Origin of the sequence: Sinorhizobium sp. NFACC03 (assembly GCF_900103435.1) — a bacterium.
Classification (GTDB): domain Bacteria; phylum Pseudomonadota; class Alphaproteobacteria; order Rhizobiales; family Rhizobiaceae; genus Ensifer.
Map to the genome: position 1 here is coordinate 125,281 of NZ_FMXF01000002.1, position 20,172 is coordinate 145,452.

The 20,172-nt window shown below is 61.1% G+C and carries 20 protein-coding genes; 11 read left to right on the forward strand and 9 right to left on the reverse strand.

What is annotated here, in order from left to right:
- Position 1 precedes the first annotated feature (1 nt).
- Positions 2–1,546, forward strand: a complete 1,545-nt coding sequence (locus BLU35_RS06010) for a caspase family protein (RefSeq protein ID WP_093232398.1) — start codon at positions 2–4, stop codon at positions 1,544–1,546.
- Positions 1,543–3,075: a caspase family protein gene (locus tag BLU35_RS06015; protein WP_093232399.1), complete on the forward strand. Its 1,533-nt coding sequence runs from the start codon at positions 1,543–1,545 to the stop codon at positions 3,073–3,075. The genes BLU35_RS06010 and BLU35_RS06015 overlap by 4 nt, the downstream gene beginning before the upstream one ends.
- A 75-nt stretch (positions 3,076–3,150) precedes the next feature.
- On the opposite strand, the gene BLU35_RS06020 is transcribed toward BLU35_RS06015, so the two are convergent.
- From BLU35_RS06020 to BLU35_RS06035, 4 genes are all read right to left on the reverse strand, one after another.
- Positions 3,151–3,927 carry an amino acid ABC transporter ATP-binding protein gene (locus tag BLU35_RS06020; protein ID WP_057255718.1) on the reverse strand — a complete coding sequence of 259 codons (777 nt, stop codon included), beginning with the start codon at positions 3,925–3,927 and terminating at the stop codon, positions 3,151–3,153.
- A 17-nt stretch (positions 3,928–3,944) separates the two neighbouring features.
- A complete protein-coding gene (locus tag BLU35_RS06025) occupies positions 3,945–5,102 on the reverse strand; it encodes an amino acid ABC transporter permease (RefSeq protein WP_093232400.1) in 1,158 nt (385 codons plus the stop codon).
- Between the two features lie 4 nt (positions 5,103–5,106).
- Complete coding sequence (locus BLU35_RS06030) at positions 5,107–6,300, reverse strand: amino acid ABC transporter permease (RefSeq protein WP_093232401.1); 1,194 nt, start codon at positions 6,298–6,300, stop codon at positions 5,107–5,109.
- Between the two features lie 90 nt (positions 6,301–6,390).
- On the reverse strand, positions 6,391–7,416 hold the full coding sequence (locus BLU35_RS06035; RefSeq protein ID WP_058320595.1) for an amino acid ABC transporter substrate-binding protein: 1,026 nt from the start codon (positions 7,414–7,416) through the stop codon (positions 6,391–6,393).
- Between the two features lie 339 nt (positions 7,417–7,755).
- On the opposite strand from BLU35_RS06035, the gene BLU35_RS06040 reads away from it, so the two are divergent.
- Complete coding sequence (locus tag BLU35_RS06040; RefSeq protein WP_093232402.1) at positions 7,756–8,946, forward strand: cystathionine beta-lyase; 1,191 nt, start codon at positions 7,756–7,758, stop codon at positions 8,944–8,946.
- Between the two features lie 83 nt (positions 8,947–9,029).
- On the opposite strand, the gene BLU35_RS06045 is transcribed toward BLU35_RS06040, so the two are convergent.
- Both BLU35_RS06045 and BLU35_RS06050 read right to left on the reverse strand, forming a co-directional pair.
- Positions 9,030–10,190 (reverse strand): FAD-dependent monooxygenase, encoded by a 1,161-nt coding sequence (locus BLU35_RS06045; RefSeq protein ID WP_093232403.1) that lies wholly within the window; start codon positions 10,188–10,190, stop codon positions 9,030–9,032.
- Between the two features lie 9 nt (positions 10,191–10,199).
- Complete coding sequence (locus BLU35_RS06050; RefSeq protein ID WP_057255736.1) at positions 10,200–10,445, reverse strand: zinc-finger domain-containing protein; 246 nt, start codon at positions 10,443–10,445, stop codon at positions 10,200–10,202.
- Between the two features lie 169 nt (positions 10,446–10,614).
- Here BLU35_RS06050 and BLU35_RS06055 point away from each other — a divergent pair, with 169 nt between their 5' ends.
- From BLU35_RS06055 to BLU35_RS06090, 8 genes are all read left to right on the forward strand, one after another.
- Positions 10,615–11,400 carry an alpha/beta fold hydrolase gene (locus tag BLU35_RS06055; protein ID WP_093232404.1) on the forward strand — a complete coding sequence of 262 codons (786 nt, stop codon included), beginning with the start codon at positions 10,615–10,617 and terminating at the stop codon, positions 11,398–11,400.
- 147 nt (positions 11,401–11,547) lie between these two features.
- Positions 11,548–12,375 carry a serine O-acetyltransferase gene (cysE, locus tag BLU35_RS06060; RefSeq protein WP_058320598.1) on the forward strand — a complete coding sequence of 276 codons (828 nt, stop codon included), beginning with the start codon at positions 11,548–11,550 and terminating at the stop codon, positions 12,373–12,375.
- A gap of 100 nt (positions 12,376–12,475) precedes the next feature.
- Complete coding sequence (locus tag BLU35_RS06065) at positions 12,476–12,679, forward strand: DUF3126 family protein (protein ID WP_034796738.1); 204 nt, start codon at positions 12,476–12,478, stop codon at positions 12,677–12,679.
- Positions 12,680–12,958: 279 nt separating this feature from the next.
- Positions 12,959–13,315, forward strand: a complete 357-nt coding sequence (locus BLU35_RS06070; RefSeq protein WP_057255742.1) for a phasin family protein — start codon at positions 12,959–12,961, stop codon at positions 13,313–13,315.
- 242 nt (positions 13,316–13,557) lie between these two features.
- Positions 13,558–13,911, forward strand: coding sequence for an ATP-dependent Clp protease adapter ClpS (clpS, locus tag BLU35_RS06075; protein WP_043622145.1), 354 nt, complete (start codon positions 13,558–13,560; stop codon positions 13,909–13,911).
- A 9-nt stretch (positions 13,912–13,920) separates the two neighbouring features.
- Entirely contained in the window at positions 13,921–16,437 is a 2,517-nt protein-coding gene (gene clpA, locus BLU35_RS06080; RefSeq protein WP_093232405.1) for an ATP-dependent Clp protease ATP-binding subunit ClpA, read from the forward strand.
- A 195-nt stretch (positions 16,438–16,632) separates the two neighbouring features.
- The gene (locus tag BLU35_RS06085; RefSeq protein ID WP_093232406.1) at positions 16,633–17,370 is read left to right on the forward strand and encodes an AzlC family ABC transporter permease; all 738 of its coding nucleotides are present in this window, start codon (positions 16,633–16,635) and stop codon (positions 17,368–17,370) included.
- A complete protein-coding gene (locus BLU35_RS06090) occupies positions 17,367–17,711 on the forward strand; it encodes an AzlD domain-containing protein (protein WP_058320601.1) in 345 nt (114 codons plus the stop codon). Before BLU35_RS06085 ends, BLU35_RS06090 begins: the two co-directional genes overlap by 4 nt.
- A gap of 77 nt (positions 17,712–17,788) precedes the next feature.
- On the opposite strand, the gene BLU35_RS06095 is transcribed toward BLU35_RS06090, so the two are convergent.
- Genes BLU35_RS06095 through BLU35_RS06105 form a run of 3 tightly spaced genes read right to left on the reverse strand, consistent with a single transcriptional unit; the run spans position 17,789 to position 20,170 of the window.
- Positions 17,789–18,205 (reverse strand): HIT family protein, encoded by a 417-nt coding sequence (locus BLU35_RS06095; RefSeq protein WP_058320602.1) that lies wholly within the window; start codon positions 18,203–18,205, stop codon positions 17,789–17,791.
- A 47-nt stretch (positions 18,206–18,252) separates the two neighbouring features.
- Positions 18,253–19,440, reverse strand: coding sequence for a GNAT family N-acetyltransferase (locus tag BLU35_RS06100; RefSeq protein WP_093232407.1), 1,188 nt, complete (start codon positions 19,438–19,440; stop codon positions 18,253–18,255).
- 4 nt (positions 19,441–19,444) lie between these two features.
- A complete protein-coding gene (locus BLU35_RS06105) occupies positions 19,445–20,170 on the reverse strand; it encodes a glycerophosphodiester phosphodiesterase (protein ID WP_057255752.1) in 726 nt (241 codons plus the stop codon).
- Positions 20,171–20,172: the final 2 nt, after the last annotated feature.

Sequence of the window (20,172 nt, forward strand, 5' to 3'; positions counted from 1 at the left end):
TGTGTTGCACAGAATCCTGCTTTCGACGGTCCTGTTCGTCCTGCCCGTGCCCCCCGTCCTCGCGGCCACGTCGGCGCTGGTCGTCGGGGTGGATGCCTATCCGCATGAAGTGAGCCTCGACGGCGCAGTGAAGGACGCACGCGATGTCACGCAGGCGCTAAAGGCGGCCAATGTCGACACGATACGGCAGTTCATCAATGAGCAGGCGACGAAGGACGCCATCCGCTCCGCCTGGACCGAACTGGTCGCCGGCGCAGCCCGCGGCGATACGATCGTCTTCACCTATGCCGGGCACGGCGCGCAGATGCCGGAACTGATTGCGGGCAGCGAAGAAGACGGTCTGGACGAGTTCCTGGAACTACCCGGCTTCGACAGGAGCCGCGCGGAAGAAACCAGCAAGGAGATCATTGTCGACAACGAGCTGAACGCCTGGTTCGCGGAAGCGGAGGCCAAAGGTATTCAGGTTCTGTTCCTTTCCGACAGTTGCTTTTCCGGCGGCATGAGCCGTTCCATTTCCGGTAAAACGCGGCTTGCACCGATCGTGCGTGCGAAGGTGCCGCCGCCGTCCGAAGAGGCGCTCAGGGGCGCGAAGGTGAAGGAAGCGGATCTGTCTCGCGTGACGATCCTGGCCGCGTCGCTCGAAAGCCAGCCGACGCCGGAAGTGGTGATCGGCGGCGAGCCGCGCGGGGCCCTGAGCTGGAGCTTTGCCCGCGCCATAGAGGGGGCTGCGGATCGCGACAGCGATGGCCGGATCTCGCGCATCGAGCTCGAGGACTATGTCTTCTCCAACGTCAAGCTTCAGTCGGAAGCGCTGCAGGTGCCGAACTTCACGCCGCAAGTGCCGCGCTCCGACAAGGAGATTGTCCTGTCCCTGCCGCGAAGCGCGACCATCGGCGCGGGCGCGACAGGCGACGCCGGAGCGAAATTGATGTCGCCGCGTGAAATGGGCTGGACGGGGAAACTGGCACTCAGCGTGACCGGTACGGCGCCGCCGCTCAACAATCTCGGCGATAATGGTGTGCCCTATCGCTGGGATGCTGCCACCGGGGTGTTCTACACGCCGAACGGCGATGTCGCCGGCGAACACATCGCGCCGGACATGCTCCAGGGCGCCGTCGACAAGTTTATCCTGGTCGATTTCCTGAAGGTCCTGGCGACGCAGAGCCCCGGCAGCGTTTCGCTCACGCCGTTGAAGGACATCTACGCGGCAGGCGACAGGCTGAATTTCAAGGCGGCGCAGGGCGACTACGCCAACATGCTGGTTTTCAATCTGGCGAATACCGGCGAAGCACAGCTTCTCGATGCGCAGATTGCCGGTACCGGCAGCCACGCGTTTCAGCTTCAGGGCCTGGAGGTGGTGAGACCCTTCGGCGCCGATCACCTGGTCGCCATCTCGACGAATGCGCCGATCGACGCCATTGCGGCGGCCTTCTCCAACTCGAAGCTCGATGCCGCAGCGCTTCTGCGCCTCCTTGAAACACGGTTGGAAGGCAGCGAAAGCACCATCGCCATCCAACCGCTTTACACGAGGGACCGGGGCCAATGAGCGCGCGTGGCAAGTCGTGGTGTACCGCGGCGCTTTCTGTGGTGGCATGGCTCGCCTTGCTTGCGGCTCCGGCCGTGGCCGGCGACCGGGCCTTGCTCATCAGTGTCGGCAGCTACCCGAGCCTGTCGCCAAAATTCGCACTCAAAGGTCCGAAGAACGATCTCGTGGCAATGCAGGGCCTGCTGACGGGAAAACTTGGTTTCGACCCGTCCTCGATCCGCATTTTGAAGGAGGAGCAGGCGACGCGATCAGGGATACTCTCGGCCATGAACATGTGGCTGGTCGAAGCAACCGGACCCGGCGATCGCGTCTACATCTACTTTTCCGGTCACGGCCTTCAGGTGACGGATGCAGATGGCGACGAGCAGGATGGACTGGACGAGGCGCTGGCGCCCGTCGATATCGTCTCCGGTGAAACGGACTGGCAAGGCGCGATCCTCGACGATGAGATCGACCGGATCCTGGAACGGCTGCAGGGGCGGGCGGTGACGATGGTGATTGATGCCTGCCATTCAGGCACGATCTCTCGTTCGCTTTCCGACGACGTCTCGTCGGGCATCGAGGGCGCTCGTTTCCTGCCCCGCCCGCATGCCAAGCCGGTTGAGCAGGCATTGACCCGCGGCCTCAGGATCGATCTTGCCGTCGTCGATAAGCCGAAGCTGGTGGAATCGGGCGTGACCGCCTGGAGCGCGGCCGCTCCATACCAGGTGGCCTGGGACGATGTGCGGCTTCCCGTCGAAGATCGGCACGGCGTGTTCACCGCGGCTTTCGTCGCTGGCCAGACCGGCAATGCGGCGGACGCCAACGGCAACGGTTTGACGAGCAATGCCGAACTGCTCGAATTCGTAAAGGTGCAGTCGACCGCTTACTGCTCCTCGCAGGAAAAATGCGGCAATCTCGACCCGCAATTGGAAAGCAAGGCGCAGACGCTTGGCGAGAGTGCAATCGCACCCGAAAAGCTCGGTGCGGGTGGCAACGGGCAGGGGACTTACCAGCAATCCAGCGCTCCAAGTGGGACGCCGACGACCTATCAGGACTCCGATGCGGTCAACGCGATCGGTGACATCATTGGCAAGACCGAGACCGGCGAAGTGAAACTCGTCATAGACCGACCCACGACCATGAAGGCCGGCGACGTTTTCAAGCTGACAGTCACCAGCCGGACCGGCGGCGACCTGCTGCTCTTCGACGTGAACAGCCAGGGCAAGGCCACGCAGGTCTTCCCGAACGAGTTCGCGCAGAAGATCACGCCGCTTGCGCCGGACGTACCGCTGACATTTCCGGACGACTATTATGGCTTCGATTTCGAAGCGTCGGGTGAGGGCGAGAGTGCCTTCGTTGCACTCGTGGTCAGCGATGCCGTCGATCTGAGCGACGTCGCGCCGAAATCCCGTGGTCTGAAGGTTGAGCTGAATACCCGGGAGACCTTGAGCGACATCGTCGCGCGGCTACAGAAGACCTGGGCCGATGATCTTGACAGGCGTAGTATCCGCTGGTCCGTCGGCACTTTGCGCTATCGCGTTGAATAGGATCGAGCCAAGCAATACGAATTGAAAAAGCCCGCCTCGACGAGACGGGCTTCCTTGTGAAGGCGTCTGCCGATCCTAGTGCAGGATCTGGCTGAGGAAGAGCTTGGTGCGCTCGTGCTGCGGATTGTCGAAGAACTCGGCCGGCGAGTTCTGCTCGACGATCTGTCCCTGGTCCATGAAAATCACGCGGTTGGCGACCTGGCGGGCAAAGCCCATTTCGTGGGTCACGCAGAGCATGGTCATGCCTTCCTCGGCGAGGCCGACCATCGTGTCGAGCACTTCCTTGATCATTTCCGGGTCGAGCGCCGAAGTCGGCTCGTCGAATAGCATTATCTTCGGATTCATGCACAGCGAGCGGGCGATCGCCACGCGCTGCTGCTGACCGCCGGAGAGCTGGCCCGGATATTTGTTCGCCTGTTCGGGAATCTTGACGCGCTTCAGGAAGTGCATCGCGATTTCTTCCGCCTGCTTCTTCGGCATCTTGCGCACCCAGATCGGCGCAAGCGTGCAGTTTTCGAGGATCGTCAGGTGCGGGAAGAGGTTGAAGTGCTGGAACACCATGCCGACTTCGCGGCGCACTTCGTCGATCTTCTTGAGGTCGTTGGTCAGCTCGATGCCGTCAACGACGATCTTGCCCTTCTGGTGCTCTTCGAGGCGATTGATGCAGCGGATCATCGTCGACTTGCCGGAGCCCGACGGGCCGGCAATGACGATGCGCTCGCCTTTCATAACCTTCAGGTTGATGTCACGAAGGACGTGGAAATCCCCGTACCACTTGTTCATTCCAGTGATTTCAACCGCGACATCCGTTGCGGAAACAGTCATTTTGGAAGCAGTGGCTGCGTTTGCCATGCGATCCTCCCCTCATTTTATCGTTTATGGGCCGTGTCGAGAACGCGTTCCATGAAGCCTGAATAGCGCGACATACTGAAGCAGAAAAGCCAGAATATGAAGCCAGCGAAAATAAGGCCCGAGATCGGCGTGACCGAAGAGGCCCAGTTGGCGTCGGTGAAGTTGAAGCGAACGATGCCGAGCAGGTCGAACATGCCGATGATCGACACCAGCGACGTATCCTTGAAGAGACCGATGAAGGTGTTGACGATTCCCGGAATGACGAGCTTCAGCGCCTGCGGCAGCACGATGAGGTTCATCTTCTGCCAGAAGCTGAGGCCGAGCGAATCCGCTCCTTCATACTGCCCCTTCGGAATGGCCTGCAGACCGCCGCGCACCACTTCGGCCATGTAGGCCGAGGCAAAGAGCGACACGCCGATCAGCGCACGCAGGAACTTGTCGAAGGTGACACCCTGCGGCAGGAACAAGGGCAGCATGACGCTGGCCATGAACAGGACGGTGATCAGCGGAATGCCGCGCACCAGCTCGATGAAAGCGGTGCAGAGCATCTTGATCACGGGCATATGTGATCGCCGGCCAAGTGCTAGCAGGATGCCGAGCGGCAACGACACGGCGATGCCGACGAAAGAGAGAATGAGCGTCACCATCAGGCCGCCCCAGAGCGGCGTCTCGACGAATGTCAGCCCAAACCAGCCGCCCGGAAGCAGAATCAAGGAGATGAGCGGCAGAACGGCGAAAAGCAGGATGGCGTTGATGCCCTTGTAAGGGACCTTCGGTATTGCCATCGGCACGAGGAAAAGAATGAAGAGGATGCCGACCAGCGTCGGTCTCCAGCGTTCATCGAGCGGATAGCGGCCGTACACGAACTGGTCGAGCTTCGCGTTGACGAAGGCCCAGCACGCGCCGCTCCAGCCTTCCGGCTGGCTACCGCCCTGTGCAACCGTGGCGCAGACGCCACGGCCCCCACCGGTCCAGGCGGCGTCAAGGAACAGCCATTGGATTGCCGGCGGCAGGAACCACGCGAGCGCGAGTGCACCGATGATGGTAAGCACCGTATCCTTCGGCGTGGCGAAAAGGTTCTCGCGCAGCCAGTGGACGACGCCGCCTTCTGCGATCGGCGGTGCGGAAGCCTCGATCATCGAGGCGCGGACGAAAGTTGCCTGGGGTGTGGTCATGGTCTTATCTCTCCACCAGGGCCATTCGGGCATTGAACCAGTTCATGAACAGCGACGTCGCGAGGCTCAGCGACAGGTAGACGACGATCCAGATCGTAACGATCTCGATCGACTGCCCCGTCTGGTTGAGGATCGTGCCGCCGACGGCCACGAGATCGGCGTAGCCGATGGCGACGGCGAGCGAGGAGTTCTTGGTCAGGTTCAGATACTGGCTGGTGAGCGGCGGAATGATGATCCTCAGCGCCTGGGGAACAACCACGAGGCGCGTCGTCAGACCCGGGCGAATGCCGAGCGCGTGCGCGGCCTCCGTCTGCCCCTTGGAAACACCGCGAATACCGGCGCGCACGATCTCGGCGATGAAGGCCGCGGTATAGAACGAGAGCGCCAGGAACAGCGACAAGAATTCCGGCCCGATGACCGAGCCGCCGGTGAGGTTGAACTTGCCGGCAACGGGAACGTCGAAGGTGATCGGCGATCCCGTGGCGAGGAACGTCAAGAGTGGCAAGCCGATGATCAGGCCGAGAGCCGTCCAAAGAACCGGGAAGCGCTGTCCGGTGGCTTCCTGCTTCTTGCGCGCATACCGCGCCACGAAGAAGCTGGCGATGATCGCGATGAAGAAGGCAAGAACCGTGTACATCGAGCCGTCTTCAAAGATCGGTTTGGGAAAGGCGAGACCGCGGTTGTTGAGGAACATGTTGAGCGGCAGTGCCGCAGATTCACGTGGCTGCGGCAGGATCGCCAGAACGCCGCTGTACCAGAAGAAGATGACGAGCAGCGGCGGGATGTTGCGGAAGATCTCGACATAGGCGAGCGACAGCTTGGCAATTAGCCAGTTGTGCGACAGCCGTCCGATGCCGACCGCAAAGCCGATGATGGTGGCGGTGAAAATACCGCAGACAGCGACCAGCAGCGTGTTGAGCAGACCAACGACAAGCGCGCGCTGATAGGTCGAATCGCTGGTAAAGGCGATCAAAGACTGTCCGACGTCGAAACCGGCGCGCCCATTCAGGAAGCCGTAACCGGAAGCAATATTCGCTCGTTTGAGGTTCTCGATCGTATTGTCGGCGATCCAATAGACGAAGGCCGCGAGAACGACGAGGGTGAGTACCTGATAGAAGATCCCGCGCACTTGCGGGTCGTAGATGATCGACCCCGACGGTTTGCTTTTTTCAGGCGTAGTTGTGACGCCAATCGCCATGCAATGCCTCTTTCCCCTTTGTCACCCTTTGGGTGTTTTTATCGTTGGATGGGGAAGCGGTGACCCGCTTCCCCAGTCTTGGATAATCGCTTAGCGGACCGGCGGGGCGTACTGGATGCCGCCCTTGTTCCACAGGGCGTTGAGGCCACGCTCGATCTTGAGCGGGCTGCCAGCGCCGATGTTACGGTCAAAGACTTCGCCGTAGTTGCCGACGGCCTTGATGATGTTCACGGCCCATTCGTTGGTCAGGCCAAGGTCGGTGCCGATCTTGCTGTCAGCTTCGACGCCGAGGAAGCGCTGAACGTCCGGGTTGGCGGACTTCTTCATTTCTTCGACGTTGGCCTGGGTGATGCCGAAATCTTCGGCCTGGATCAGCGCATAGTGAACCCAGCTGACGATATCGAACCACTGGTCGTCACCCTGGCGCACGGCCGGGCCGAGGGGTTCCTTCGAGATGATTTCCGGCAGGATCATGTGATCGTCCGGCTTGGAAAGCGTCAGGCGCAGCGAATAAAGGCCCGACTGGTCGGTCGTGTAGACGTCGCAACGACCGGCGTCATAGGCGGCGTTCACTTCTTCGAGCTTTTCGAAGACGACCGGATTGTACTGCAGGTTGTTCGACTTGAAGTAGTCGGCAAGATTGAGCTCGGTGGTGGTGCCCGTCTGCACGCAGACGGCTGCGCCCGAAAGCTCGAGGGCCGATTTTACGTTCAGGCTCTTGCGAACCATGAAGCCCTGGCCGTCATAGTAGTTGACCGGGCGGAAGTTGAAGCCGAGCGCGGTGTCGCGGTTGATCGTCCAGGTGGTGTTACGCGCAAGGACATCGACCTCGCCGGACTGCAGCGCCGGGAAGCGTTCCTTGGCCGAAGTGGGTGTGTACTTTACCTTGCTGGCATCCGCGAAGATCGCGGCGGCGATTGCCTTGCAGTAGTCGACGTCGAAACCGCTCCAATTGCCCGAGGCATCCGGGGCAGCAAAGCCGGCGAGACCGGTGTTCACGCCGCACTGGACAAAGCCCTTGGCCTTCACGTCATCAAGGGTAGCGCCCGAAGCCGCCTGTGTGCCAATCCCCATGACAGCGGCGCCAACGAGAGCTGTCAGAATTCTTTTTGCCATTTTTAGAACCTTTTTCTGTTGTCGTTAGTTCCCGTCTGCACCAGCGCCTCTCCTGGCGCGTGCAGCCTCCGCCACCCTCCTGGCGCGAGTACAGGCTATCTCATGCTCAAATTCCATGAGGGTCAAGAGAGGCCGCCGATTTTCTGGTTTTGCATGTGAAAAACCCGAAACAAGCCAGAAAGTTAGGCAGTTTTTGGGGGCAATGGGCGGGCCCTGGGCGAAAAATCGCCAAATGCCGGCCGATGACGGCCAAAACGACGCTCCATGATTTTTGCCACTTGACCGCGGTTGTGGCTCATTCGAAGAGTTTCTCTTTCGAAATCAGAAGCGGAACATGCAATGGCAGACAGCGGCAATGTGAATGGCAAGGCGGGCATCAACACCCGTCTCGCTCATAGCGGCAACAATCCCTCCGACTATTTCGGCTTCGTCAACCCACCGGTGGTGCATGCCTCCACGGTGCTGTTTCCGAATGCGAAGTCGATGGAAATGCGCGCGCAGAAGTACACCTACGGGACGCGTGGAACGCCGACCACGGATGCGCTTTGCGACGCGATCAACGAACTTGAAGGTTCCGCCGGGACGATTCTTGTACCCTCCGGTCTGGCTGCCGTAACGGTGCCGTTCCTTACCTATCTCTCGGCGGGCGATCACGCGCTGATCGTCGATTCGGTCTATTTCCCAACGCGCCACTTCTGCGACACGATGCTGAAGCGTCTTGGCGTCACCGTCGAATACTACGATCCGATGATTGGTGCCGGAATCGAAAACCTGATCCGCCCGAACACGCGCCTGGTGCATACCGAAGCGCCGGGTTCGAATACGTTCGAAATGCAGGATATCCGTGCCATCGCCGACGTTGCTCATCGCCACGGCTGCGTCGTCACCATGGACAACACCTGGGCGACGCCGGTTTACTTCAGGCCGCTCGATCACGGCGTCGATGTGTCGATCCATGCGTCCACCAAGTATCCGTCCGGTCATTCGGATGTTCTCCTGGGTACGGTGTCGGCGAACGCCGCCCACTGGCCGGCCTTGACCGAGGCGATGGTGACCCTCGGTGTCTGCGTTTCGCCCGACGACAGCTACCAGATCCTGCGTGGCCTGAGGACGATGGGCATTCGCCTCGAGCGGCACCAGGAGAGCGCACTTGCCCTGGCCCAGTGGCTGGAAGGGCGGGATGAGGTCGCCCGTGTCCTGCATCCGGCACTGCCGAGCTTCCCGGGACACGAACTCTGGAAACGCGATTTCGCCGGCGCAAGCGGCATCTTCTCCTTCGTCCTAAAAGCGGAAAGCGCCGATCGGTTCAAGGCCAAGGCGCACGCCTTCCTCGACGCGCTGAAACTGTTCGGGCTCGGTTATTCCTGGGGCGGCTTCGAGAGCTTGGCACTCCATGTCAGCCTGTCGGACCGCAAGGTGGCGCTGGCGCCGACAGAAGGTCCGGTGATCCGCCTGCAGATCGGGCTTGAGGATGTGCCGGACATCCGACGCGACATCGAAGCGGGATTGGCCGCGGCCAACGCCGTTTGACGGCCTGAGGCGCCGCGTTCATTCGCGGCGCCTCGTCACCACCGACTATGGAATCTGCGTGTTGCCCAGTCGCCTGTCCGCAGTCAGCGCTGGGCGCCGTAGCCGTAGAGCCAATCAAGGTCGGCAGCGAGCGCATCCGGTCCCTTGAGTTTCAGGACGATGTCGCGGCCGAGCCGTAGCGGCCCACGGGCGTGGTAGGCAAAATGATTGAACGCAGCGCGGCGCCGGACCCGCGCGATGCGTGGTCGACGCCTCGCCTCGAATGCAGCCAGCGCCTTCGGGATATCGATGCCGGTCGCCAGGCAGTCGGAAAGCTCGAAGGCGTCCTCGATCGCCATGGCCGCGCCCTGTGCCGCAAAGGGCGTCATGGCATGGGCCGCGTCGCCGATCAGTACGGTCTTTCGCCCGTCTTGCCAGGCCCCGTCGTCGACTGTGCACAATGGCCAGTAGGTGGGGGCGGCAGCCATTTCGAGCAGCGAGCGGATGCCCGCGTTCCAGCCGGAGAAAGCATTCAGGCAGTCCTGACGGCGCTTGTCCGAATCCTTGCCGACCCAGACGGCGTCGGTCTCCTTTCCCTCGATGATCGCGACGAGATTGAAACCGTCAACTTCCCGCAACGGGTAGGCGACGAGATGGGCGCGAGGGCCGAGGAACGCCGTGACCTGGTTCGGGAGAAGGCCGGCGGCCGTGTCGCGGGCGAGCGTCATGCGCCAGGCGACGTTGCCTGAAAACCGTACACGACCGGCCCCGGGGACGCCGTTGCGCAACCGCGACCAGATGCCGTCGGCGCCGACGATGATGTCCGGGCGGCGCCCCGTCAGTGTTATGATGGTCTGCTCATCAGGATCGTCGATATGGCAGCCGAGTTGCAGGCGGCAGCGCGGTTCTGCCTCCACGGCGGCATGCAGGACTTTCTGCAGGCTCGCGCGGTGCATGACGGCATAGGGCGCGTGCCAGCGGCGACGCGCGAAAGCGCCGGCCGATACGCTGGCAAGAGGGCTCAAGGATACGCCGTCAACTAGGCCGATGCGCTCGGGCTCGCTCCAGTAGGCTTCGAGTTCCGCAAGCAGGCCGAGCTCTATGAGGATGCGTGAGGCGTTCGGCGACAATTGCAGGCCGGCGCCGACCTCGGTCAGCGCCGTTGCCCGTTCGATGATGTCGACTTCGAAGCCTCGGCGGGCGAGGCACAAGGCGGCCGTGAGTCCGCCGATACCGGCGCCGATGATCGCGACAGGGCGCGACATCGTGGCTTATCAGGCGGCTTTGTGGGCGAAGAGGCAGCCGGGCGGGTTGGTTTCCGTCGCCTTCAGCTTCGGATTGTAGCGATAGAGCGTGGAGCAGTAGGAGCAGACCTTCTCGTTGTCGTCGCCCATATCGATGAAGATGTGCGGGTGATCGTACGGAATGGACGCGCCGGTGCACATGAATTCCTTGACGCCGATTTCGATTGCCTGATGTCCGCCGTCGTTCTGGAAGTGCGGGATGCTGTGGCCGGCCATGTCATGCTCCGATGAATGCAGTCTCTAAAGTTGGCGGCACCATAGTGAGCTTTGCTGCAAAAGTGTAGCGGCAAACACGCCGCAGCTGTGGTTTTTGCCGGGGCGGGGTTTCACTCGCCAGAGCGACGAACTAGGTTGCGCCGCATCGATACCTCCCAGGATGATAAAGATGGATCTCAATCCGCCGCCGTTTTCCCGCTTTACCCATGAAGGCCTGGAGATCGCCTTCTTCGACGAAGGTGATCCAGCCGGCGCGCCCATTCTCCTCATTCATGGTTTTGCATCGAGCGCCAACGTCAACTGGGTTTTCCCGGGGTGGCTGAAGACGCTGGGCGACGCCGGCTATCGCGTCATCGCGCTCGACAACCGTGGGCATGGCAAGAGCAGTAAACCCTACGATCCAGCGCTTTATCATCCGCAGCAGATGGCGGGCGACGCCGTAGCGCTTTTGGGTCATCTCGGCATCGCCGAAGCGCATGTGATGGGATATTCGATGGGCGCACGCATCTCGGCCTTCCTGGCACTCGCCCATCCCCACCGCGTCCGTTCGCTGGTCTTTGGCGGGCTCGGCGTCGGTATGGTGACGGGGGTAGGGGATTGGGACCCGATTGCAGATGCCTTGTCGGCGCCGTCCCTGGATGTCGTGACCCATGCACGCGGCCGCATGTTCCGCGCCTTTGCCGACCAGACCAAAAGCGACAGGCAGGCGCTTGCGGCCTGCATCTCGACGTCTCGCGACCTGCTGACGGCCGAGGATATGGGGCGCATCGACGTGCCGACCCTGGTCGGTGTCGGGACCAAGGACGACATTGCCGGCTCACCGCAGGAGCTGGCGGAGTTGATGCCCAACGCGCGTGCGCTTGATATTCCGGGCAGGGATCATATGCTCGCCGTGGGTGACCGGGTTTTCAAGAAGGCCGTGCTCGAGTTCCTCGAGGAAGTGGGACGCGCCTAGACTGCCGACCGCGACGGAACGGGGGAAGCACCGCACGCTTGCCCGCTTCTGAGCTGCTCGACCGAGGGTGGAACTGAGGCCGGGCCATTTAAGTCATGCCGGATTTCCCCTATAGTGACTGTAGGACGGACAGGAAGGAGAGCGACGATGGTCGCCAAGACCGAACTTCGCCAGACGGAAGCTTTGAAGGTGATGGACCCGATCTGGAACAGCCTGCGTGAGGAAGCCCGCGTGGCAGCCGAGCAGGACCCGATGCTTGCGGCCTTCCTCTATTCGACGGTGGTCAATCAGCACTCGCTCGAAGAAAGCGTGATCTATCGCATCTGCGAAAGGCTCGATCATCCCGATCTTCAGGCAAACCTCTTGCGACAGACCTTCTCGGAGATGATGGAGGATTGGCCGGAATGGGGCACCATTCTGCGTGTCGACATCCAGGCCGTCTATGACCGCGATCCCGCCTGCACCCGTTTCATCGAGCCGGTACTCTATTTCAAGGGCTTCCATGCTATCCAGACGCACCGCCTGGCCCATTGGCTGCTGAAGCGCGGCCGCAAGGATTTCGCGTTCTATCTGCAGAGCCGCGCGTCGAGCGTCTTCCAGACGGACATCAATCCTGCTGCCCGCATCGGGCGCGGCATCTTCCTTGATCACGCCACCGGTCTTGTCGTCGGCGAGACGGCGGTGATCGGAGACAATGTCTCCATCCTGCACGGCGTGACGCTCGGTGGCACGGGCAAGGAGGGCAGCGACCGTCATCCGAAGATCGCTGATGGCGTCCTGATCGGCGCCGGCGCCAAGATCCTTGGCAATATCCATATCGGCCATTGCTCGCGCATCGCCGCCGGCTCGGTCGTGTTGAAGCCGGTGCCGCCGAAAACGACGGTCGCAGGCGTGCCGGCGAAGGTGGTGGGCGAGGCCGGTTGCTCCGAGCCATCGCGTCAGATGGACCAGATCCTGAGCAGCTTCGATATCTGAACATACGGGAACCGGTGCGTAAGCCTCTTTCGAGGGGTTTACACCCGGCGATGCAGCGTGCGAGAAGCGCCGCACAGATAAACGGCTACGGAGACGTGTTTTGAAGCCCGAAGAAATCCGCAAGCTTGAAGCCTATTTCAAGCGCACCTTCAATCAGCAGATGGTCGTCAAGGCGCGCCCGAAGAAGGACGAGTCCGCTGAAGTCTATCTCGGTGACGAGTTCCTCGGTGTCGTTTTCCGCGATGAGGAAGATGGCGAGCTTTCCTACAATTTCTCCATGGCAATCCTCGACATCGACCTCTAAGTCTGACGAGGACGTCCGAAAACAATAAACCCCGAAAATCCCCTGAGATTTTCGGGGTTTATTGTTTTAATGGGGATTTATGCATCGCGCTGAGCAATTGCTCGCGTCGCTCATCTTGGTTCTTCACCGCGCCGTAAGAATTTTTTTTCGCGGGAGCGCATTTCTTCATCAAGTTGTTGCATCCGTTGTATTTTATTGCGTCGCACACTCGTCTTGACTTTTTGTGCAGTGCACATAAACTGAAGCCTCCAGATCAGGCCGTCACTAAGGAGACACCCGATGTTCAACTTCGACGATGCAAACAAGAAGAGCAAAGAAGCCATTGACGTGGCTGTAAAGAGCTATTCCGCTTGGACCAAGGGTCTCCAGGCTATCGCGACTGAAGCTGCGGACTACTCCAAGAAGTCCTTTGAAGATGGCGTTGCGCACGTCGAGAAGCTGTCGAGCACCAAGAGTGTCGAAGCTGTTTTCGAACTGCAGACCAATTTCATCAAGGCGAGCTACGAAGGCTTCGTCGCCGAGGCAACGAAGATCGGCGAAATGTACGCTGATCTCGCCAAGGACGCTTACAAGCCCTACGAAGCGCCGGTTGCCAAGGCAACGGCAGCAGTCAAGGCCGCCGCTGCCGCCGCCTGATCGCCAGGCAAAGAACCACATTCCAAAAAAAGGCCGGTCGCAGCGCTTGCGACCGGCCTTTTTGTTTCTCGCATTAGCTGTGCGCAGCCCGAAGAAAGTTGATCAATCTTACGCGCGGTCGTGCGATTATGATTGCAGTGCGTTGGTTCGGTCTTAAAATCTGAAAACGAACCATTAGATAAAGGGCAAGCACGCTGCGGCCAAGTTCAGTGGGGTCGCTGCTGTACAAGGAACTGACAAGAATGATCGCCATGCCGGTCCGGATGCAGCAAGGTAGCGATGACGAGGGAAACGGCAACAACCGCAGCACGTCCGTCATCACGCGTACCAAGCCGAAGACCAAAAAGCCGAGTTTGTATCGTGTTCTGCTTTTGAATGACGATTACACGCCGATGGAATTTGTCATCCATATCCTGGAGCGCTTCTTTCAGAAGAACCCGGAAGAGGCGACCCGCATCATGCTTCATGTCCACAATCATGGCGTGGGAGAGTGCGGCGTCTTCACCTATGAGGTCGCCGAAACCAAGGTGACGCAGGTGATGGATTTTGCCCGGCAGCATCAGCATCCGTTGCAATGCGTCATGGAAAAGAAATGAGGAACTAACGTGCCAACATTTTCGCCCAGTCTCGAAAAGGCGCTACACCAGGCACTGACTTTTGCCAACGAGCGCCACCATGAATACGCCACGCTCGAGCATCTGCTTCTGGCATTGATCGATGATGCCGACGCGGCGGCCGTGATGGGTGCCTGCAACGTCAATCTCGAGACGCTGCGCAAGACCGTGACGGATTATGTCGACAACGAGCTTTCCAATCTCGTGACCGGCTACGACGAAGATTCCAAGCCGACGGCGGGTTTCCAGCGTGTCATCCAGCGCGCGGTCATCCATGTCCAATCGTCCGGCCGTGAAGAAGTCACCGGCGCCAACGTGCTGGTTGCCATCTTCGCCGAGCGCGAAAGCCATGCCGCCTATTTCCTGCAGGAGCAGGAGATGACGCGTTACGACGCCGTCAACTTCATTTCACACGGCATCGGCAAGCGGCCCGGCACCTCCGAATCCCGGCCGGTGCGCGGCGCCGACGATCACGAATCCGAGCAGAAGCCTTCGCGCGACACCGAGGAAACTGGCGCCAAGAAGCAGCAGGACGCGCTTACGGCCTATTGCGTCAACCTCAATGAAAAGGCGAAGTCAGGCAAGATCGACCCGTTGATCGGGCGTCACGCCGAGGTGAACCGCACCATCCAGGTGCTGTGCCGCCGCTCGAAGAACAATCCGCTCTATGTCGGCGACCCCGGCGTCGGCAAGACGGCGATCGCCGAAGGCCTTGCCAAGCGCATCATTGAAAAGAAGGTACCGGAAGCGCTACAGGATGCGACGATCTTCTCGCTGGATATGGGCACCTTGCTCGCCGGCACGCGCTATCGCGGCGATTTCGAAGAGCGCCTGAAGCAGGTCGTCAAGGAGCTTGAGGACTATCCGGGTGCCGTGCTCTTCATTGACGAGATCCACACCGTCATCGGCGCTGGGGCCACCTCCGGTGGCGCCATGGATGCGTCCAATCTCCTGAAGCCGGCGCTCTCCTCCGGCGCGATCCGCTGCATCGGTTCGACCACCTACAAGGAATACCGCCAGTTCTTCGAGAAGGACCGGGCGCTGGTTCGCCGCTTCCAGAAGATCGACGTGAACGAGCCGACGATCGCCGACGCGATCGAGATCATGAAGGGTCTGAAGCCTTACTTCGAGGAATATCACCACCTGAAATACTCGAACGAGGCGATCAAGGCCGCGGTTGAACTTTCCGCCCGTTACATCAACGACCGCAAGCTGCCTGACAAGGCGATCGACGTGATCGACGAATCCGGTGCTGCGCAGATGCTGCTGCCGGCAAGCAAGCGCCGCAAGCTGATCACCGAAAAGGAGATCGAGGCGACGATCGCGACGATGGCGCGCATCCCGCCCAAGACCGTTTCGAAGGATGATGAGGCCGTTCTCGCCAACCTCGAAAAGGAACTGCGCTCGGTCGTCTATGGCCAGGACCTGGCGATCGAAGCGCTCGCGTCTTCGATCAAGCTGGCGCGTGCCGGCCTGCGGGAACCGAACAAGCCGATCGGCTGCTATGTCTTCTCCGGCCCGACCGGCGTCGGCAAGACGGAAGTCGCCAAGCAGCTTGCGACGTCGCTCGGCGTCGAGCTTCTGCGCTTCGACATGTCGGAATACATGGAGCGGCACACGGTTTCGCGTCTGCTCGGTGCACCTCCCGGCTATGTCGGCTTCGACCAGGGCGGCCTGTTGACCGATGGCGTCGACCAGCATCCGCATTGCGTGCTGCTGCTCGACGAGATCGAGAAGGCGCATCCGGACCTGTTCAACATCCTGTTGCAGGTCATGGACCACGGCTCGCTGACCGATCACAACGGCAAGAAGATCGACTTCCGCAACGTCATCCTGATCATGACCACCAATGCCGGCGCATCGGAAATGGCCCGGGCCGCCATCGGCTTCGGTTCTTCCAAGCGTACCGGTGAAGACGAAGAGGCGCTGAACCGTCTGTTCACGCCGGAATTCCGCAACCGTCTGGATGCGGTCATTCCCTTCGCCTCGCTGCCGACCCCGGTCATCCACCAGGTCGTGCAGAAGTTCGTCATGCAGCTGGAGACCCAGCTCGCCGAGCGCAACGTCACCTTCGACCTCGCGCCGGAGGCAATCGCCTGGCTCGCCGAGAAGGGCTATGACGAGAAGATGGGCGCGCGGCCGCTCGCCCGCGTCATCCAGGAAAACATCAAGAAGCCGCTCGCCGATGAAATCCTCTTCGGCAAGCTGAAGAAGGGCGGCGTCGTCAAGGTGACGATCGGTACCAAGGCCGATGGCACCAAGGGCTTGCTGCTCGATGCGGTTCCGGAAACGACGCCGATCAAGCCGAAGGCGGAGGTTTCCCGCCCGGCGATGAAGGCGGCAAAGCAGAAGAAGGCCGAGGACAAGGAAGAAGTGGGTGCCGAGCCCGCACCGAAGTCCAAGCCGAAGAAGGCAGCCGCCAAGGCATCCTCCGATGGCGAAGCCGGGGTCGGCGACGCGGCTCCGAGAAAGGGCCGCACGGTGCCGAAGGTGCCGCGCAAGAAATAGACCCTCGCAAGAAATGTTCGACGGTGCCGGATGCAAACCATCCGGCACCGTTTTCTTGAGAGCGGGATGAGGAAAAGTGTGCGCGGTTTTTCGCCCGCATCCCGCTCCAATAACTTATATTCGATCACGATGATCTTGGGTCGATTCGACCCAAGATCATCGTGATCGAAAATCAAAGACAATCCGGAATTGCCAATGGATAGGGAAGAAGACGGGCAATCATCGCTCGCCTGGTTCGGGAGAGGTATGCGGGGCATCTTCAGCCTGCCGGCCTTGATCCTGATGCTGTCCTTCGTCGGCTTCTGTTCGCTGACGGCGCAAGCTGGGATCCCAGTGCAGCAGGTCGTCTTCATGGTCGGCATGGTCTGGGCGCTTCCGGCGAAAGTCATTCTTGTCAGTTCGATAATGAGCGGCGCGAACTTGGCGGCCGCTTTCCTGGCGGTTTCGCTGTCTTCCGTCCGGCTGATGCCGATGGTTGCGGCGCTCGTCCCGGAACTGCGCGCATCGCGAACGCCGACCTGGCTGCTCCTCTTCCTTTCGCATTTCGTGGCGATCACCGCCTGGGTGTTCGCAATGGAGAAGGTGCCGCAGGTGCCGCGTGAACGGCGCGTCGCCTTCTTTGCCGGCTTCGGCATCACGCTCGTTGCGGCGAACATGCTGCTGGTTGCCGTCGTCTATCATTTCGTCGCGGACTTCCCGCCGATCGTTGCGGGCTGCCTGTTCTTTCTGACGCCTGTCTATTTCCTCGCATCGATCTGGCATTCGGCGCGCCACCCCGTCGTCTACGTCGCGCTGCTCTTCGGACTTGTCGGCGGGCCGCTGTTCTATTGGCTGTTTCCGGAATTCGACATCCTGCTCGCCGGTCTAGTCGGCGGCACGCTCGCCTGGCTGGTCGAGCGCCTCTGGCGCCAACGCAAGGAGGTGGGCGTATGACGTGGCAGGATGGTTGGTGGGCCTATGCCTTCATCGCGATTGCCGGCTGGCTCGCGACCGACATCTGGCGCTGGCTCGGCGTCGTTGCCGGCAACAAGTTGCGGGACGATTCCGAGGCGCTGAACTGGGTGAGGGCGGTCGCGACCGCTCTTGTCGCGGCGGTCATCGCGAAGCTCATCCTTTATCCGACAGGCGTGCTCGAACAATCCCCGCTCTGGCTGCGGGTGGGGTCCGTCGGACTTGGGGCGGTCGCTTTCTTTCTGTTCGGACGAAAGCCGGCGATCGGAATAGCGACAGCCATCGCAGCGCTCGCATTGGGGCTCTGGTGGCTGGGTTTTTAGGCGAAGCCTGAGCCGAGAGCCGGCGGGGCGCCGGCTCAATCCGTTCATGGAGTGTCGGTTATCGAGTGCAGGCGAGACTACAGCGCTTGCCGAACCTTTTCGGCATTCGCCGCGAGCACGGCGCCGTCTTCCATCGTACCGGAATGCGGCTTCAGCGGCACGCCGGCCCGTCGCGGAATGACATGGAAGTGCAGGTGGAAGACGGATTGGCCGGCCGGTGTCTCGTTGAACTGCATCACCGTCACGCCATCGGCCTCGAAGGCCTCTTTCGCCGCGACCGCCAGTTTCTGCACGGTAGCGATGAGCGCCGGCAGCGTCGCTGCATCGGCATCGAGCAAGTTGCGCGAGGGTGCCTTCGGTACGACGAGCAAGTGGCCTTCGGCCTGCGGCATCACATCCATGAACGCGATCGTCGCGTCATCCTCGTAGACGCGGTGCGAGGGAATTTCGCCGCGCAGGATCTTGGCGAAGATGTTGTTGTCGTCGTAGGTCATTGTTCTTCCTCGTGAATTGTCGCGGGCCGACCTTGGCCGAAAGCCGTTCAGTCGTCTTGCCGCTCGCCTTTGCGGAACGGCCCGTGTTCTGCAAGAATCTCGCCCGTTTCCTCCACATCCCTACGCTCGCGCTGGAGATAATCGGCGACAGCGCGGGCGAGCCCTGAATGCATGAAGAAATGCGCGGAGTGGGTGGTGACGGGCATGTAGCCGCGCGCGAGCTTGTGTTCACCCTGGGCGCCGGCCTCGACCCTCTTCAGTCCCTTGGCGATCGCGAAATCGATCGCCTGGTGATAGCAGACCTCGAAATGCAGGAACGGATGGTCCTCGATGCAGCCCCAGTGACGGCCGTAGAGCGAGTCGCCGCCGATGAAGTTGATCGCGCCGGCGATGTAGCGGCCGTTGCGGCGCGCCATCACCAGCAGGATATCGTCGGCCATGCGCTCGCCGATCAGCGAATAGAAGGCGCGCGTCAGATAGGGACGACCCCACTTGCGACCGCCGGTGTCCATGTAGAAGGCAAAGAACTGGTCCCAGATCGCTTCCGTCAGATCGCTGCCGGTCAGCCAGTCGATCGAGATGCCGTTTTCGACCGCGGCCCTGCGTTCCTTCTTGAGTGCCTTGCGCTTGCGGGAGGCCAAGGTCTCCAGGAAATCGGCGTGCGATCCGTAGCCTTCATTGGTGAAGTGGAACTGCTGATCGGTGCGGTGAAGGAAGCCGGCGCGCTCTAGGGCAGGCATCTCGGCTTCCGGCACGAAGGTGACATGCGCCGACGAGACATCGTGTCTGCGTGCGAGCTCCTTCATGCTTGCGGCAAGCGCATCCTGAACTGCGCCCTGGTTTTCACCCGGCACCGTAAGCAGTCTCGGTCCGGTGGCCGGCGTGAAGGGAATGGAGCTTTGCAGTTTCGGATAATAGCGCCCGCCGGCCCGCTCGAAAGCGTCGGCCCAGCCATGGTCGAAGACATATTCGCCCTGGCTGTGGTTCTTCAAGTAGCAGACTAGACCGCCGCGCAGATGGCCGTCCGATCCTTCGAGAAGCAGGTGTTGGCCGAGCCAGCCTGTTTTCGCAGTTGCGGACCCGGATTCCTCAAGAGCCGAAAGATAGGCATGCGAGAGGAAGGGATTGTAGACGCCGCCGGGATGCACCTTCGATGCACCGGAAAGCACGTTCCAGCGTGCTGCCGGCACATCGGCGAAGGATTGGGCTATGCGGATGGTGACGGCGTCTGACATCAGATCAGGAAACCAGGGCCTCCCGCGGGTCGAAGCCCTCGAAGGTCATCTGATCCGCGTGAGCGAACGTGTAGGTCTCTGCCTGGCGGTCGCGCACGGTCCAGGTGATGATCGTCTTGCCGAGCGTCCGCTCCTTGGTGATGAACGAGTTCGGCAGGTGGCCGTAATGGTAGGAGATGAAGTCGAGCCCGAGCTGCATGGCTTCCTCGTGCACGAAGAACGTCTCGGGATTGGCGCCTTCCGCAGTGAGGCCGAGCGGGTAGGGCGCGTCGAGCGCCTTCAGGTCCTTGAGCAGCCAGTGATCGAAGCTCATCAGGGCGACGTGTCCCTTGTAGCCTTCGAGCGTCTCCAGCACGGCGGCGGCAAAGCCCTCGTCGTCGCCCTTGCGGCCCTTGAGTTCGATGACCAGCGGTACTTTGCCTGCGACCAGGCGCAGCATCTGAGTCAGCGTCGGCACCTTGTCCTTCGTCCCGCCAATCGCCATCAGGCCGAGCTCGCCGGCGGTGCGCGCGCGCACGTCGCCCTTGATGCCGCAGAGACGCTGGGTGTCGTCATCATGGAAGACTACCGGGATGCTGTCGGCGGTGTATTGCAGGTCGCACTCGATGGCGAAACCGGCATCGACGGCACGGGAGAAAGCCGAAAGCGTGTTCTCCCACACGTCTCTGTTCATGTCGTGATAGCCGCGATGGGCGATCGGTTGGGCCTTCAGCCAGGAAATATCAGCCATGG